This is a genomic window from Streptomyces sp. NBC_00091, assembly GCF_026343185.1.
Taxonomy (GTDB): domain Bacteria; phylum Actinomycetota; class Actinomycetes; order Streptomycetales; family Streptomycetaceae; genus Streptomyces.
On the sequence record NZ_JAPEMA010000001.1, the window covers coordinates 5,217,686 to 5,233,130 of the forward strand.

The 15,445-nt window shown below is 73.5% G+C and carries 16 protein-coding genes; 11 read left to right on the forward strand and 5 right to left on the reverse strand.

All coding sequences use genetic code 11. The features are described 5' to 3' along the window. Nucleotides 1–107: 107 nt before the first annotated feature. From OOK34_RS24100 to OOK34_RS24110, 3 genes are all read left to right on the forward strand, one after another. Nucleotides 108–539 carry an SPW repeat protein gene (locus tag OOK34_RS24100; protein ID WP_267035934.1) on the forward strand — a complete coding sequence of 144 codons (432 nt, stop codon included), beginning with the start codon at nucleotides 108–110 and terminating at the stop codon, nucleotides 537–539. A 136-nt stretch (nucleotides 540–675) separates the two neighbouring features. After that, nucleotides 676–828 (forward strand): SCO1431 family membrane protein, encoded by a 153-nt coding sequence (locus tag OOK34_RS24105; protein ID WP_267035935.1) that lies wholly within the window; start codon nucleotides 676–678, stop codon nucleotides 826–828. Between the two features lie 324 nt (nucleotides 829–1,152). Then, the gene (locus tag OOK34_RS24110) at nucleotides 1,153–2,325 is read left to right on the forward strand and encodes an acyl-CoA dehydrogenase family protein (RefSeq protein WP_267035936.1); all 1,173 of its coding nucleotides are present in this window, start codon (nucleotides 1,153–1,155) and stop codon (nucleotides 2,323–2,325) included. A gap of 27 nt (nucleotides 2,326–2,352) precedes the next feature. Here OOK34_RS24110 and OOK34_RS24115 read toward each other — a convergent pair whose 3' ends face one another. Beyond that, on the reverse strand, nucleotides 2,353–2,541 hold the full coding sequence (locus tag OOK34_RS24115; protein WP_267035937.1) for a hypothetical protein: 189 nt from the start codon (nucleotides 2,539–2,541) through the stop codon (nucleotides 2,353–2,355). 205 nt (nucleotides 2,542–2,746) lie between these two features. On the opposite strand from OOK34_RS24115, the gene OOK34_RS24120 reads away from it, so the two are divergent. From OOK34_RS24120 to OOK34_RS24130, 3 genes are all read left to right on the forward strand, one after another. Beyond that, nucleotides 2,747–3,406 (forward strand): hypothetical protein, encoded by a 660-nt coding sequence (locus OOK34_RS24120; protein ID WP_267035938.1) that lies wholly within the window; start codon nucleotides 2,747–2,749, stop codon nucleotides 3,404–3,406. A 163-nt stretch (nucleotides 3,407–3,569) separates the two neighbouring features. Further along, nucleotides 3,570–4,703: a hypothetical protein gene (locus tag OOK34_RS24125; RefSeq protein WP_267035939.1), complete on the forward strand. Its 1,134-nt coding sequence runs from the start codon at nucleotides 3,570–3,572 to the stop codon at nucleotides 4,701–4,703. A gap of 31 nt (nucleotides 4,704–4,734) precedes the next feature. Further along, a complete protein-coding gene (locus tag OOK34_RS24130; protein WP_267035940.1) occupies nucleotides 4,735–5,826 on the forward strand; it encodes a phosphotransferase family protein in 1,092 nt (363 codons plus the stop codon). A 19-nt stretch (nucleotides 5,827–5,845) separates the two neighbouring features. On the opposite strand, the gene OOK34_RS24135 is transcribed toward OOK34_RS24130, so the two are convergent. Continuing rightward, nucleotides 5,846–6,295, reverse strand: coding sequence for a hypothetical protein (locus OOK34_RS24135; protein WP_267035941.1), 450 nt, complete (start codon nucleotides 6,293–6,295; stop codon nucleotides 5,846–5,848). A 217-nt stretch (nucleotides 6,296–6,512) separates the two neighbouring features. Between OOK34_RS24135 and OOK34_RS24140 the strand changes: the two genes are divergently transcribed. The 4 genes from OOK34_RS24140 (at nucleotide 6,513) to fxsA (ending at nucleotide 10,654) form a co-directional block, all read left to right on the forward strand. Further along, nucleotides 6,513–6,953: an Lrp/AsnC family transcriptional regulator gene (locus OOK34_RS24140; protein WP_030011705.1), complete on the forward strand. Its 441-nt coding sequence runs from the start codon at nucleotides 6,513–6,515 to the stop codon at nucleotides 6,951–6,953. A 286-nt stretch (nucleotides 6,954–7,239) separates the two neighbouring features. Continuing rightward, on the forward strand, nucleotides 7,240–8,877 hold the full coding sequence (locus tag OOK34_RS24145; RefSeq protein ID WP_267035942.1) for an amidohydrolase: 1,638 nt from the start codon (nucleotides 7,240–7,242) through the stop codon (nucleotides 8,875–8,877). A 321-nt stretch (nucleotides 8,878–9,198) separates the two neighbouring features. Continuing rightward, entirely contained in the window at nucleotides 9,199–9,966 is a 768-nt protein-coding gene (locus OOK34_RS24150; RefSeq protein WP_267035943.1) for a polyprenol monophosphomannose synthase, read from the forward strand. Nucleotides 9,967–10,036: 70 nt separating this feature from the next. Next, on the forward strand, nucleotides 10,037–10,654 hold the full coding sequence (gene fxsA / locus OOK34_RS24155; protein ID WP_267035944.1) for an FxsA family membrane protein: 618 nt from the start codon (nucleotides 10,037–10,039) through the stop codon (nucleotides 10,652–10,654). A gap of 111 nt (nucleotides 10,655–10,765) precedes the next feature. Here the strand turns inward: fxsA and OOK34_RS24160 are convergent, their stop codons facing one another. The 3 genes from OOK34_RS24160 to OOK34_RS24170 all read right to left on the reverse strand — a co-directional run bounded on the left by OOK34_RS24160 (nucleotide 10,766) and on the right by OOK34_RS24170 (nucleotide 13,706). After that, nucleotides 10,766–11,140: an RNA polymerase-binding protein RbpA gene (locus OOK34_RS24160; RefSeq protein WP_007262928.1), complete on the reverse strand. Its 375-nt coding sequence runs from the start codon at nucleotides 11,138–11,140 to the stop codon at nucleotides 10,766–10,768. Nucleotides 11,141–11,485: 345 nt separating this feature from the next. Then, nucleotides 11,486–12,868 carry an MFS transporter gene (locus OOK34_RS24165; RefSeq protein WP_267035945.1) on the reverse strand — a complete coding sequence of 461 codons (1,383 nt, stop codon included), beginning with the start codon at nucleotides 12,866–12,868 and terminating at the stop codon, nucleotides 11,486–11,488. A gap of 67 nt (nucleotides 12,869–12,935) precedes the next feature. Then, nucleotides 12,936–13,706 carry a glycerophosphodiester phosphodiesterase gene (locus tag OOK34_RS24170; RefSeq protein WP_267035946.1) on the reverse strand — a complete coding sequence of 257 codons (771 nt, stop codon included), beginning with the start codon at nucleotides 13,704–13,706 and terminating at the stop codon, nucleotides 12,936–12,938. 227 nt (nucleotides 13,707–13,933) lie between these two features. Here OOK34_RS24170 and OOK34_RS24175 point away from each other — a divergent pair, with 227 nt between their 5' ends. Beyond that, on the forward strand, nucleotides 13,934–15,436 hold the full coding sequence (locus OOK34_RS24175; protein ID WP_267035947.1) for a PLP-dependent aminotransferase family protein: 1,503 nt from the start codon (nucleotides 13,934–13,936) through the stop codon (nucleotides 15,434–15,436). Nucleotides 15,437–15,445: the final 9 nt, after the last annotated feature.

A 15,445-nucleotide genomic window follows, 5' to 3' on the forward strand; every position in this document is an offset into this window, starting at 1 on the left:
GAGCCGGCGCGGCGGCATTCCGGGAAAGGTCCACCGGCTCGAATGGCTTAACGGGCAAAATTCGGGCATAAAGGGCGTGTAAGGCTTCTCATAGGAGGCAGCCCACCATGACCACCCATTCGAGCATCGAACATCACCCGGACCTTGCCGAGATGCGGACTCGGTTCGAGCGGGTGACGAGCACCCCCGCCGCGCAGGCCGTGGAGGCACTGGCTCTGATCACGGGCCTGTACCTGGCGGCTTCGCCGTGGATCGCCGGGTTCAGCGCGCTGAGCCCGCTGGCCATCAACAACCTCATCGCCGGTCTGGCCTTCTGCCTGTGCATGGGCGGGCTGGGGTCGGCGTACGAGCGCACGCACGCGATGGCCTGGACGGCGGTCGCGATCGGCGCCTGGACGATCGTGGCCCCCTGGGTCATGGCCGGTGAGATGGACACGACCCGCAGTGTCGTCAGCAACGTCATCACCGGCGCGATCGCCCTGTGCCTCGGCCTGGCCATGGTGGCCATGGGCGGGCGTCAGAGCGCGACGACGACCTGACCGGGAGCCGCATCCCGGCGCCGGGCCCCGGCGGTGCCTCCGATCCGGAGGCGGCCGGGGCCCGGCGGCGTGACGCGTGCCACCCGTGAGCCTCGTCTCTACCGCGAAAGCCGCGAACGCTGGCACATTGGACGGCATGACCGCACACACCGCCGCCCTCACCGCCCGCGCCCGCCGCCTCGTCGGCACCGGGGGCCCCAAGGAAGACTCCGCCTGGCTGGAGCACGTGCTCGGCTGGACCCTGGTCGTCGTCGTGGCCATGTTCGTCACCCAGCTCGGCTGGCTGTGACCCCCGCCCCGGACCCTTGCCGGTCCGGGGTCGCCCTGCCGGTACGACGGCTGCGCGCGACGCTCGCCGTGATCGAGGGGTTCGTCCCCGAGTGTCCGGGTCCTCCAGCGGCTCTCGAGAAGATCCCGAGCAGCCCGGATGATCATGACAACCATGTACCGGTGACGTAAAGCGCCTGATCGGGCATACTCAACCCGCCGCAGCCACTGTTCGAACCCTTTCGTAACCCGGAAGGGCAGCATCGGCTGTGAGTACCGAGACCCGGCGGCGCGTCCCACACCTCACGCGTCGCCGCCGTGCCCGACGAGGGAGGAGAGCGCCGCCATGACAGACCGCGCCCCGCAGCCGGTGGACCGTCAGCTGCCCACCGAGGAGTCCCGGGACCTCCTCGCGCTCGTACGCGAGATCGCCCAGCGGGAGATCCGCCCGCAGGCCGCCGAGGAGGAGGAGACCGGCCGGTTCCCCCGGGAGGTCTTCACCCTGCTCTCCGAGGCCGGGCTGCTCGGACTTCCGTACGCCGGCGAGTTCGGCGGCGGGGAGCAGCCGTACGAGGTCTACCTCCAGGTGCTGGAGGAGCTCGCGGCCGCCCGCCTGACCGTCGGCCTCGGCGTCAGCGTGCACTCCCTGGCCTGCCACGGCCTCGCCGGATACGGCACCAAGGAGCAGCGGGCCGCGCACCTGCCCGACATGCTCGGCGGCGGGCTGCTCGGCGCGTACTGCCTCTCCGAGCCGGCCGCCGGCTCGGACGCCGCCTCGCTCACCACCAAGGCGGTGCGCGACGGCGACGACTGGGTGATCACCGGCACCAAGGCCTGGATCACGCACGGCGGGGTCGCCGACTTCTACACCGTCCTCGCGCGCACCGGAGCCCCGGGAGCCAAGGGCATCACGGCCTTCCTCGTGCCCGGCGACGCCCCCGGCCTGACGGCGGCTGTCCCGGAGAAGAAGATGGGCATGAAGGGCTCGCCCACCGCCCAGCTGCACTTCGACGGCGTCCGCGTGTCCGACGCCCGGCGGCTCGGCGAGGAGGGGCAGGGCTTCACCATCGCCCTGGCCGCCCTCGACGCGGGCCGGCTCGGGATCGCCGCCTGCGCCATCGGCGTCGCCCAGGCCGCCCTGGACGAGGCCCTGGCTTACGCGCTCGGCCGCAAGCAGTTCGGGCACCCGATCGCGGACTTCCAGGGGCTGCGCTTCATGCTCGCCGACATGGCCACCAAGATCGAGGCGGGCCGGGCGCTCTACCTCGCGGCCGCGCGGCTGCGCGACGCGGGCAAGCCCTTCTCCCGGCAGGCGGCGATGGCCAAGCTGTTCTGCACGGACGCGGCCATGGCCGTCACCACCGACGCGGTGCAGATCCTCGGCGGCTACGGCTACACCGCGGACTTCCCCGTGGAGCGGCTGATGCGCGAGGCGAAGGTGCTCCAGATCGTGGAGGGCACCAACCAGATCCAGCGCATGGTCATCGCCCGCCACCTGGCCGGTCCCGAGACCCGCTGACCGGGCCCTGAGGCCCCGGGCGCGGCGTCACGGTCCGTCGGGTCCGCCGAAGAGGGGCCCGCTCGGCCAGATCGGGGACGACGCGATCCGGGACCACTCCGGGTCGCGCCGTCCCGGCAGCGTCCGGCCGTCGGCGGCCCAGCGGGCGAGCAGGGCGCCGTAGATGGGCGGATCGGGATGCCGATGCCGCACCGCCTGCTGCGTCGACGGCTGCACCGGCTGCTGAGCCGGTTGCTGAACCGATTCTTCGTAACCGGGCGGGGTGGGGCGGCGTCGACGCCCCGCTCTCGGCGTGGCCGATTCGAGTGTGGTCATGCACGGCCAACGCGGGACCGGACGCACGGGTAACCCCTCGTCGCTCGCGCCCATCCGTTCGACGCTTCCCACCCCCCGTGGATCCCGGGTCGGAGATCATGGCCCGATGCGTACACACCACGTCGTACCGGCCGCCCTGGCCGTCACCGCGCTCCTCGCCCTCACCGGCTGCCAGGACGCGGAGCCCTCCGGCGAGGGCGCGGCCGATTCCGCCGGCTCCGCCCCCGCTAGACCGGCGGCCTCCGCCGCCGCCTCGGCCCCGGCGACGGCCAAGGCGCCCGACCCCGCGAAGCAGGGCAACCTCCCCGACCTCGTCGGCAAGGGCCTCCAGGCCGCGCAGGACCAGGCGCAGGCGGCCGGCTTCTACGACCTGACCTCGCACGACGGCCTGGGCCGTGGCCGGGCCCAGGCCCTCGACCGGAACTGGAAGGTCTGCTTCCAGAGCCCCGGCCCGGGCGCCGCGGCCACCAATGCCAGGATCGACCTCGGCGCGGTGCGGCTCGAAGAGACCTGCCCCGCCTCGGACCCCGCCCTGCCGTCGGCGGCGCCCGGCACGATGCCGGACTTCTTCGCCAAGTCCGTGCGGGCCGCCCGCGAGTCCCTGCCGTCCAGCACGAGCTTCACCATCAAGGACGCGCGGCTGGACCGGGTGGTGCTCCAGGAGACGAACTGGCAGGTGTGCGCCCAGCTCCCGAAGTCCGGCAATCCGTTCAACGGCCAGCCGGTGGAGCTGAACGTCGTCAGGTTCGGCGAGACCTGCCCCTGACCCCCCGGTGCGGGGGTGGGGGCGAAGGCATGTCGGGGCCCTGTGCGGTGGCCCGCCGTGCCGCGCTGTCAGGGTGTGCCGGAACTCTGGCCCCGGGCACGGTGTCTGACGTACCGTCATATCCGCCGAGCCGCAGCCCACCCCCGTGCCCAGGAGGTTTGCCATGCCCGCGGACCGCCCCGTCCCCCTCGACGAATACCCCGTCCACCAGGCCCCGCTGTCGATGAAGCACCTCGTCAGCGGCGACCGCAACGCCTACGACCGCTGCATCTTCCACGTCTTCGACCACGCCGGCCGCGCCGTCCTCATCCTCGGCCTCGGCGTCTACCCCAACGCCGGGGTCATCGACGCCTACGCGACCCTGCGCCTGGGCGACGAGCTCCTCGCCGTCCGCGCCTCCGACGCCCTCACCGACGACCGGATGAACCTCTCGGTCGGCCCCCTGTCGATCACCGTCGACGTACCGCTCAAGCGGCTCACCCTGCGCTGCGACCCGGACCCGGCGGACCCGCACGGGCTCTCGTACGACATCACCTGGACCGCCGAGTTCCCCGCCGTCTGGGAGCCCCACCACGTCCAGCGCCGCGGCGACCGCCTCATGCTCGAAGGCCGCCGCTTCGTCCAGGCGGGCAACGTCACCGGCACCATCCGCGCCCGGGGCGAGGAGCACACCCTCACCCCGGGGGAGTGGACCGGCACCCGCGACCGCAGCTGGGGCGTGCGCCCGATACCCGGCGAGGACGGCGGCCGGGCCGCCGAGGAGCACCGCCCCGAAGGGTTCCACTGGCTCTGGATCCCCGTCCGCTTCGAGGACCGCTTCCTGATGGTCATCGCCCAGGAGGACGCCGACGGCCACCGCACCCTGAACGAGGCGGTCCAGGTCTTCCCCGAGGACAGCGGCCGCCACGACGTCCAGCTCGGCTGGCCGCAGACCGAGATCCGCTACCGGCCCGGCACCCGCCACCCCGAAAGCGCCGTCGTCCACCTCGCCGACCCCTCCCGCAAACCCCTCGAACTCGGCGTGCGGATCCTGAACTCCTCCCCGCTCGCCGTCGGCGCCGGCTACCCGCCCGCCACCGACTGGCAGCACGGCACCTGGCAGGGCCGGGGCTGGACCGACCGCCGCACCTACGACCTCTCCGACCCGGCCGCCCACCCCATGGCCGCCTTCGGGGTCACCGACCACTCGGCCCGCTTCACCCTCGACGGCCGGACCGGCTTCGGGATCTTCGAGCACGGCAGCTTCGGCCGGCACGACCCGAGCGGCTTCACCGACTACTCCTCCGTCGCGCAGTAGGAAATTCGCACAGTAGGAAAGGGGCTCATCCATGGCCACGGCTCCACGTCCCCGCACCTCCACCCGCGAGCCCGAGGAACTCGGCCGCCGCCTCGCGGCCTGGCTCGACGGCCGGCTCCCCGGCGCGAAGGTCACCAACACCTCCGTCCCCGGCTCCAACGGCATGTCCAGCGAGACCCTGCTCTTCGACATCGAGCACCCCGACGCCCCCGTCCGCGCCTGCGCCCTGCGGCTGGCCGCCGACCCGGCCGCCTACACCGTCTTCCCCACCTACGACATGCCGCGCCAGCACCGCGTGATGAGCCTGGTGGCCGAGCACACCGACCTCCCCGTCCCGCGCGTGCTGTGGCTGGAGGAGGACCAGGCCCCGCTCGGGGCGCCCTTCTTCGTGATGGCCCGCGCCGAGGGCCGCGTACCGCCCGACGTCATGCCCTACACCTACGAGGGGAACTGGCTGCACTCCGCCAGCGACGCCGAGCGCGCCGAACTCCAGGAGGCGAGCATCTCCCTGCTGGCCCGGCTGCACGACCGGTTCCCCGCGAAGGAGGCCGAGTTCCTGCTGGCGGCGGGCGAGGGCAGCCCGCTGCGCCGCCACGTCGACGCGCAGCGCGCCTACTACGAGTGGGTGGTCTCGGGCCTGGCTCGCTCACCGCTCCTGGAGCGGGCCTTCGACCGGCTGGAGGAACTCTGGCCGGCCGACGAGGGCGATCCGGTCCTCAACTGGGGGGACGCCCGCATCGGCAACGTCATCTACGACGGCTTCCAGCCGGCGGCGGTCCTCGACTGGGAGATGGCGGCCTACGCCCCGCGCGAGGTCGACCTCGGCTGGACGGTCTACCTGCACCGCTTCTTCCAGGACCTGACCGTGGGCTTCGGCCAGCCCGGCCTGCCGGACTTCCTGCGCCGCGAGGACCTCGAGCGCCGGTACGCCGAGCTCACCGGGCACGCCCCGCGGGACATGGAGTTCCACACCCTGTACGCAGCCCTGCGGCACGGGATCGTGATGCTGCGCATCGCCTACCGGCAGGCGTACTTCGGCGAGGTGGAGATCCCCGCCGATCCGGACGGCCTGATCCTGCACCACGCCAGCCTGGCCGGCATGGTGCAGGGCACGTACTGGTAGACCGGGCGACGCCCGCGGATCAGGCGGCCTGTGCGTGCTGGCTCATCCGCGGCAGCGGGACCTCGGCGGGACGCACGGGACGCGACCCCGGACCGCCCACGTGCGAGAAGGGCTGCGTCCGCCAGTCCAGCCCCTGCGGCAGGTCGAGGTGCACGACGGCCTCGAGCTCCTGCTGCTCCGGCAGGAGCAGGCCCACCGTCGGCAGCGCGTCCGAGACCGGCCGGCCGGTGCCCGCGCACACCGTGAGCCCGAAGGGGTTCCACGGGGTCAGGCACAGCGCGTGCTGCGGGAGGTGCTCCTCCTCCGCGACGAGGGCGACGGACTGCCCGCAGTCGGGGCAGACGGCGTGGCGGATCTCGAAGTCCTCGGCGTCGCCGGGTTCGAGGTAGTCCCCGTCGTCCGCGTACTCGGTCTCGACGGATTCCAGGGGCTCCGGTTCGGTGCGACCGGCGCGCTTGGTGTTCAGCATGGATGTACTCCCCCTTGGGTGGGCCGGGCGGGCAGGTTCTTCGGCCACGGCCACACCAAGCACTTCCCGCCGCGCGGCACGAGTAACCACCAGAGCGGGATGTACGCCCGTACACGCCTGTGGCCTTGGTCACATGCCCGGCGCAGGTGCCACTTCTGCGTGGACACCGCTGTGCCTGGAGCCGCTCTGGGCAATAGGTTGAGCGGCTATGAGCGCAATGGAGGAGCTGGACCGCCAGATCGTGGATCTGCTCGTGCGGGACGGGCGGATGAGCTACACGGACCTGGGCAAGGCCACCGGACTGTCCACGTCGGCGGTCCACCAGCGAGTACGCCGGCTGGAGCAGCGCGGAGTGATCCGCGGCTACGCGGCCGTGGTCGACCCGGAGGCGGTGGGCCTGCCGCTGACCGCCTTCATCTCGGTCAAGCCGTTCGACCCGAGCGCGCCCGACGACATCGCCGACCGGCTGGCGGGCGTACCCGAGATCGAGGCCTGCCACAGCGTCGCGGGCGACGAGAACTACATCCTCAAGGTCCGCGTGGCCACCCCCCTGGAACTCGAGGACCTCCTCGGCCGCCTCCGCGCCCTGGCCCACGTCTCCACCCGCACCACAGTGGTCCTCTCCACCCCCTACGAAGCCCGCCCACCCCGAGTCTGATCTTTTCGGCGCCGCTCGCGCGGCTCGGCCCTGGCGGGCCACGCCTTCTTCACGCGCCGCTCGCGCGGCTCGGCCGCAGGCGGCCTCCCCGGCTTCGCGCCGCTGCGCCGTCCTCCGGCCGTCGGGCCGGGGCGGAGCCTCGATCCTTCGAGCCCCGCCGGCGTTTGAGGCGCGGGTCCGGGCAGAGCCCGGGGAACGGTGGAAGGGCGGGCAGGGGACAGCTCCGCAGGGCACACCCGCCCACCCGGGGAAAACCGCGGCCGGCGGAGGGGCGAGACTGGTCCCCATGACCGACCGCACCCCCTCCGCCGACGCCGCCGGAGCCGCCGCCACCGCCCCCACCCGCACCGTCCTCCTCCGCGGAGGCGAGGTACACAGCCCCGCCGACCCCTTCGCCACCGCGATGGTCGTCGAGCGCGGCCGTGTCGCCTGGGTCGGCTCCGAGGGCGCCGCCGACGCCTTCGCGCAGGGCGTGGACGAGGTCGTCGACCTCGGCGGGGCGCTCGTCACGCCCGCCTTCACCGACGCCCACGTGCACGCCACCTCCGCCGGCCTCGCCCTCACCGGCCTCGACCTGACGGGCGCCCGCTCGCTGGCGCAGGCGCTGGACCTCGTACGGGCGTACGCCGCCCGGCGGCCCGCCGACCGGGTGCTCCTCGGCCACGGCTGGGACGCCGCCCGGTGGCCCGAGCGCCGCGCCCCGCGCCGGGCCGAGCTCGACGAGGCCGCCGGGGGCCGCCCGCTGTACCTGAGCCGGATCGACGTGCACTCGGCCGTGGTCACCACCGCCCTGCTCGACCTCGTCCCCGGCGTGCACCCGCACGGCGACGAGCCGCTGACCCGCGACGACCACCACGCCGTACGGCGCGCCGCGCTGGCCGCCGTCACCCCCGCCCAGCGCGCCGAGGCGCAGCGGGCCGCCCTGGACCGGGCGGCCTCCCTCGGCATCGGCTCCGTGCACGAGTGCGGCGGGCCCGACATCTCCTCCGCCGAGGACTTCGCCGGCCTGCTGGGCCTGGCCGGGGAGCGGCCGGGGCCGCGCGTCTTCGGGTACTGGGCCGACCGGGACCTCGCCCTGGCGCAGGAACTCGGCGCGGTCGGCGCCGCGGGCGACCTCTTCGTGGACGGGGCGCTCGGCTCGCACACCGCCTGCCTGCACGCCCCGTACGCCGACGCCCCGCACACCGGGACCGGCTACCTGGACGCCGGCGCGGTCGCCGAGCACGTCGCCGCCTGCACCGAGGCGGGCCTCCAGGCCGGATTCCACGCCATCGGGGACGCCGCGGTCACCGCCGTCGTGGAGGGCGTCCGCGCGGCCGCAGAGAAGGTCGGCACGGCCCGGATCCGGGCCGCCCGGCACCGGGTCGAGCACGCCGAGATGATGACCCCGGCCACCATCGCCGCCTTCGCGGAACTCGGCCTCACCGCCTCCGTGCAGCCCGCCTTCGACGCCGCCTGGGGCGGGGACGAGGGGATGTACGCGGACCGCCTCGGCGTCGACCGGGCCCGGACCCTGAACCCGTACGCGGCCATGCTCAAGGCCGGGGTCCCGCTGGCCTTCGGCTCGGACGCGCCCGTCACCCCGCTCGACCCGTGGGGCACCGTGCGCGCCGCCGCCTTCCACCGGACCGCCGAGCACCGGATCTCCGTACGGGCCGCCTTCGCCGCCCACACCCGGGGCGGCTGGCGGGCCCTGGGCCGCGACGACGCGGGCGTCCTGGTGCCCGGCGCCCCGGCCGACTACGCGGTCTGGCAGACCGGCGAACTGGTGGTCCAGGCCCCCGACGACCGGGTCGCCCGCTGGTCCACCGACCCCCGCTCCGGCACTCCGGGACTGCCCGATCTGAGCCCCGGCGGGGCCCTGCCGGTGTGCCTGGCGACGGTGGTCGGCGGCCGGGAGGTATTCGTACGCCCACAGGGGTGATCCACCGGGCCTCGGTGCGGTACGGGCGGTCCGACCCGGATAGGTTCGGCCGGGTCCACCACAGGACGTCCTTACCGGACGGATCCGTCCGCTCCGCGCGCCCGCGCCTCGGGGGCGAGGGAAGGTTTCGCCGGTGGGGGCACTCCCGGCCGCGGCCGGGGGAGGGTGGCCCCGGATCGGGCCCGGCGGCCCAGTAGACAACGGTCACGGCGGCCCGCAGCCAGCGGGAGCCGGTCCGGCCCGAAGGACCGCCGGTCCCGGTCGCTGTTCTAAAATCGTCCTGTTGTGACGGGATGTACGAAGAACACACAAGGGGACCCAGTGAGCGACGGCGGACAGCGGACCTACGGGCCGCTCGGCACCACCCTGGTGATCATTCCGACGTACAACGAAGCCGAGAACATCGGGCTGATCACCGGCCGGGTGCGCGCAGCGGTCCCCGAGGCGCACATCCTGGTGGCGGACGACAACAGCCCCGACGGCACCGGCAAGCTCGCCGACGAGCTGGCGGCCGCCGACGACCACATCCACGTGATGCACCGCAAGGGCAAGGAAGGCCTCGGCGCCGCCTACCTGGCGGGCTTCGCCTGGGGTCTGGAACACGGCTACGGGGTCATCGTCGAGATGGACGCCGACGGCTCCCACCAGCCGGAGGAGCTGCCCCGGCTGCTGACCGCGCTGGGCGGCGCCGACCTCGTGCTCGGCTCCCGCTGGGTGCCGGGCGGCCGGGTCGTCAACTGGCCCAAGAGCCGCGAGTTCCTCTCCCGCGGCGGATCAACCTACTCCCGGCTGATGCTGGACGTCCCGATCCGCGACGTCACCGGCGGCTACCGCGCCTTCCGGCGGGAGACCCTGGAGGGGCTCGGCCTGGACGAGGTCGCCTCGGCGGGCTACTGCTTCCAGGTGGACCTGGCCCGCCGCGCCGTCCGCAAGGGCTTCCGGGTGGTGGAGGTGCCCATCACCTTCGTCGAGCGCGAACTCGGCGACAGCAAGATGAGCAAGGACATCGTCGTCGAGGCCCTGTGGCGGGTCACCCAGTGGGGTCTGAAGGAGCGCGCCGCCAAGCTGGCCGGGAAGCGCCCCGCCTGACATCCCCTAGGGGATGTCCGGTACCTCCGGCCGAGCCCGCTTTCGGGCGGGCCCAGGCACACTGGGGGGTATGACGACCGGCACTGGATCACCAGGGAAGGGCACTTCGACGGCCCCCCGGCGGCGCTCGCCCGCCCGTACCTTCCTCCCCCTGGCGGTCGCCGCCTGGCTGATCCTGGAGATCTGGCTGCTCAGCCTGGTCGCCGGAGCGGCCGGCGGGTTCACCGTCGCGGCGCTGCTCGCGGGCGGGCTGGTACTCGGCGTGGTGGTCATCAAGCGTGCCGGGCGGCGTGCCTTCAAGAACCTCACGCGCAGCTTCCAGCAGGCCCAGGAGCAGGCGATGGCGGGCGGGATACCGGCCGCCCCGCAGCCCCCGAAGGGCTCCGGCAATGCCATGACCATGCTGGCCGGGCTGCTGCTGATCATGCCCGGGCTGCTCTCCGACCTGGCCGGCCTGCTCCTGCTGCTGCCGCCCGTGCGGGCCTTCGTGGGCCGCCGGGCCGAGCGCACGCTGGAGCGGAAGATGGCCGCGGGCGCCCCGGGCGGCTTCGGTGACGCCTTCACGCAGGCGCGTATCCACCACCCCGACGGCAAGGTCGTCCAGGGCGAGGTCATCCGGGAGGACGGCCCGGCCCGGCAGCCGGGCCCGGGCCCGGACGGCGGCCACCGGCCCCCGCTGACCCCGTAGCGCCACCCGACGAGGCATAACCGCAGAGACGAGCCATAACCGCAGAACGGAAAAGCCGAGGGGCCCCGCCACTGGTGTGGCGGGGCCCCTCGGCTTTTTCGGTGTCCGCGGTCAGGCGGACTTGCGGCTGTCCCGCGGATGCACGGCAATGTTCATGGCGCCGGAACGCAGGACCGCCAGCCTCTCGGCCAGCACTTCCTCCAGCTCCTCGCGGGTGCGCCGCTCCATGAGCATGTCCCAGTGCGTTCGCGCAGGCTTGCCCTTCTTCTCTTCGGGCCCGTCCCCGTCCACCAGGAGTGCCATGGCGCCGCACGCCTTGCACTCCCACTCCGGCGGAATTTCTGCCTCAACCGAGAACGGCATCTCAAATCGATGTCCGTTCTGGCATGCGTACTCCACCGCCTGGCGCGGGGCCAGATCGATGCCGCGGTCCGTCTCGTAGCTGGTAACCACGAGCCGCGTACCGCGGAGAGCTCGCTCACTCATGAATCGTGCCTCCCGGGCTTGTCGCCCACAGGACAGGTGTCGCTGTCGTCGTCATCCGGTCAACGTCCGGTCGGCGGTATAGATTCCCGCTCCGGGTCATGCGTCGCCCGTCGTGCCGCCCCTTGTTGTACCCACCAGTGCCCGTTTTGTCACATCTGGCAGCAGATGTCACCCAACGTCTACACTTCTTAAGCGCGCAGTAACGGTCCGCCTGGCAGGCCAAAGGCGTACACTACCGGCCCTTTGCCGCAACGTCGAAATTCGTTCGGAATTCGTTCGTGAGTCCGGGTGGGGACGGGCGGCGGACGGGCCGGATCCGGGCCCGGGCGGGCCCGGATCCGCGCTTCAGACGCGTACGGGAACAGGATTCCCCGCCGCCTCCACCGCGCGCCGCACCGGCACCCGCGCGAGGAGCACGAAACCCAGTGCGAAGAAGACCACCAACGAGATGATCGCGTCCCGGTAGCTGCCCGTGAGCTGGTAGGTGAGCCCGAACACGAGCGGCCCGACCCAGCTGAGCCCCCGGTCGCTCATCTCGTACGCCGAGAAGTACTCGGCCTCCTTGCCCGCCGGCACCAGGTGCGAGAACAGCGATCGCGACAGCGCCTGGCTGCCGCCCAGGACCAGCCCGATCATCGCGGCGAGTGCGAAGAACCACATCGGGGTCCTGGCCGGCAGGAAGTACCCGGCCGCCAGCGTCAGCGCCCACGCGGCCAGCGAACCGAGGATCGTCCGCTTCGCCCCGTACACGCGGGCCAGCCGGCCCATCGCCAGCGCGCCGACGACCGCCAGCACCTGCACCAGCAGCACCGCGCCGATCAGCGTGGACTGCTCCAGCTCCAGCTCCTCCGAGCCGTAGATGGAGGCCTGGGAGATCACGGTCTGCACGCCGTCGTTGTAGATCAGGTAGGCGAGCAGGAACGACAGGGTCAGCGGGTAGCGCCGCATGTCCTTGAAGGTGGCCACCAGCTGCTTCCAGCCGCTGACGGCCGGTGCCGTGCCCGCCTCCCGGACCACCGCCCGGTCCCGCAGCCGGCGCAGCGGGATCAGGGCGAAGGCCCCCCACCACAGGCCCGCCGAGGCCAGGCAGATCCGTACGGCCTCGCCCTCGGAGAGGCCGAAGGAGTCGTGGCCCGTGTAGAGCACCAGGTTCACCACGAGCATCAGCGAGCCCGCGGTGTAGCCGAAGGCCCAGCCCCGCGAGGAGACCGTGTCCCGCTCGTCCGGAGTGGAGATCTGCGGCAGGTACGCGTTGTAGAGCACCATCGAGACGGACAGCGAGGCGTTCGCCACGATCAGCAGCAGCCCGCCCAGCAGGTAGCGCTCACCGCCCAGGAAGAACATTCCGGCCGTCGCCGCGGCGCCCGTGTACGCGGCCACCGCCAGCAGCGGCTTCTTCCGGCCGGTCCGGTCCGCGACCGCGCCGGCCAGCGGCATCAGCAGGACGGCCAGGATCACCGAGGCCGAGACCGAGTAGGCGAAGAAGGACCCGGCCCGCACCGGGATGCCCAGCGGGTGCACGAAGCCCTCGGCGTCGGCGGCGGCCTTGGCGATCGAGGTCAGGTACGGCCCGAGGAACACGGTGAGCACGCTCGCCGAGTACACGGACACGGCGAAGTCGTAGAAGTACCAGCCGCGCTGCTCGCGCCTGCGTGCGGCCTTCGCCGCGGCGGCCGGTCTGCCGTCCTCGGCCCCGGATTCCGCTTCGTCTTCGGTCTGCGCACTCATCGGTGCCCCCTCGCTGGTCCCCGTACCGCACGGCCCGCCGGACCCGGCGCGGGCACCTGCGGCCGTGTCAGGCCCAGTCCCCGCGCCGGTCCAGCACCGTGCGCAAGATGTCGATCCGGTCGGTCATGATGCCATCGACACCCAGGTCGAGGAGAGACTCCATACGTTCCGGTTCGTTCACGGTCCACACGTGCACCTGGAGGCCCCGCTCGTGCGCGGTCCGTACGAAGCGCCGGTCGACCACCCGGATGCCCGCCTGGGTCTCCGGAACCTGCGCCGCCACCGCGCCCACGCGCAGGGCCGCCGGGATCGCGAAGGAGCGCAGCCGCAGCCCGACCACCCCGCGCACCCCGTACGAGGTCGCCAGCCGGGGCCCGGCGATCTTCTGGGCCCGGGCCACCCGGCTCTCCGAGAAGGAGCCCACGCACACCCGGTCCCAGACCCCGGCCCGCGCGATCAGGTTCACCAGCGGGTGCAGGGCCGACTCGTCCTTGAGGTCCACGTTCCAGCGGGCCTCGGGGAACTCCTCCAGCAGGTCCTCGAACAGCGCCAGCGGCTCGGTCCCCGCCACCCGCGCCTCGCGCACCCGGCTCCAGGGCAGCTCCCGGATCCGGCCCCGCGCGTCCGTGACCCGGTCCAGCGTCGCGTCGTGGAAGGCCACCAGCTTCCCGTCGGCCGTCGCGTGCACATCGGTCTCGAAGTACCGGTAGCCCGCGGCGGCCGCCCGGTGGAAGGCGGCGGCGGTGTTCTCCAGCCCGTCCGCGGCCCCGCCCCGGTGGGCGAAGGGGATCGGGGCCGGGTGGTCCAGATAGGGGTGGCGAAGGCGTACGTGAGTCACGGCGGCAGTATGCCCGCTGGGTCCCGTGGGACGGGAGCGGCGCGGGGTCGGCGCGGAAGCGGTCGATTGGCGGGACGGTGAACGCCGGGCCCGCGGGTGCGCCCCCGTGCCACCCCCCCTGGCCCGAATGGACCGCCCCGTGACAGTCTGGGGGCCGCGCAGCCAATCCAATACCGGCCCCGGCCCCCGCCCGCCGAGGCCAATTCGACGAAGGTGGACCTGACCTCATGGCTCAGTGGACCTCAGCGGTCGGTGCCGCCCAGCTCGCCCGGCTCATCGGCTCGCAGCAGGACCGGCCCGGCCCGCCCGGCGCCCGCAAGGCGCCCGCGTACCGGACCCTGGCCGACGGCATCCGGCTGCTCGTCCTCGAGGGCCGCGTCCCCGTCGCCGCCCGGCTGCCCGCCGAGCGGGAGCTGGCCGTGGCCCTGTCCCTCAGTCGCACCACCGTCGCCGCCGCGTACGAGGCCCTGCGCGGCGAGGGCTTCCTCGAATCCCGCCGGGGCGCGGGCAGCTGGACCGCCGTGCCGGCCGGGAACCCGCTCCCGGCCCGAGGCCTGGAACCGCTCCCGCCCGAGTCCCTCGGCTCGATGATCGACCTCGGCTGCGCGGCCCTCCCGGCCCCCGAGCCCTGGCTCACCAAGGCCGTCCAGGGCGCCCTGGAGGAACTCCCGCCCTACGCGCACACCCACGGGGACTACCCGGCGGGCCTGCCCGCGCTGCGCCGGATGCTCGCCGACCGCTACACCGAGCGCGGAATCCCGACCATGCCCGAGCAGATCATGGTCACGACCGGGGCGATGGGCGCCATCGACGCCATCTGCAGCCTCTTCGCGGGCCGGGGCGAGCGGATCGCCGTCGAGTCCCCGTCCTACGCCAACATCCTCCAGCTCATGCGCGCGGCCGAGGCCCGCCTGGTGCCCGTCGCGATGGCGCCCGGGCTGAGCGGCTGGGACATGGACGTCTGGCGGCAGGTGCTGCGCGACTCGGCTCCCCGCCTCGCGTACGTCGTCGCCGACTTCCACAACCCGACCGGGGCCCTGGCCTCCGAGGAGCAGCGCCGCGCGATGGTCGAGGCCGCGCGTTCCGCCGGCACCGTGCTGATCGCCGACGAGACCATGGCCGAACTGCGGCTGGACCCGGACCTCGCCATGCCGCGCCCGGTCTGCTCCTTCGACCCGGCCGGCTCCACGGTGATCACCGTCGGCTCCGCCAGCAAGGCCTTCTGGGCGGGGATGCGGATCGGCTGGGTCCGGGCGGCCCCCGACATCATCCGCAGCCTGGTCGCGGCGCGCGCGTACGCCGACCTCGGCACGCCGGTGCTGGAGCAGCTCGCGGTGAACTGGCTGATGCGGACCGGAGGCTGGACGGAGGCCGTTCGGCTGCGCCGCGACCAGGCCCGGGAGAACCGGGACGCGCTCGTCACGGCGGTCCGCCGGGAACTGCCGGACTGGGAGTTCGAGGTACCGCGCGGAGGGCTCACCCTGTGGGCCCGGGCGGGCGGGCTGTCCGGCTCGAGGCTGGCAGAGGTGGGGGAGCGGGTCGGCGTACGCGTCCCCTCGGGCCCCCGGTTCGGGGTCGACGGGGCCTTCGAGGGCTACGTCCGGCTGCCCTTCACGGTGGGCGGGCCGGTGGCCGACGAGGCCGCCGCGCGCCTGGCGGCGGCGGCCCGCCTGGTCGGCACGGGAGCGGGCGGCAGCGGGGCGGAGCCCCCGCGCACGTTCGTGGCGTAGGAGGGCGGG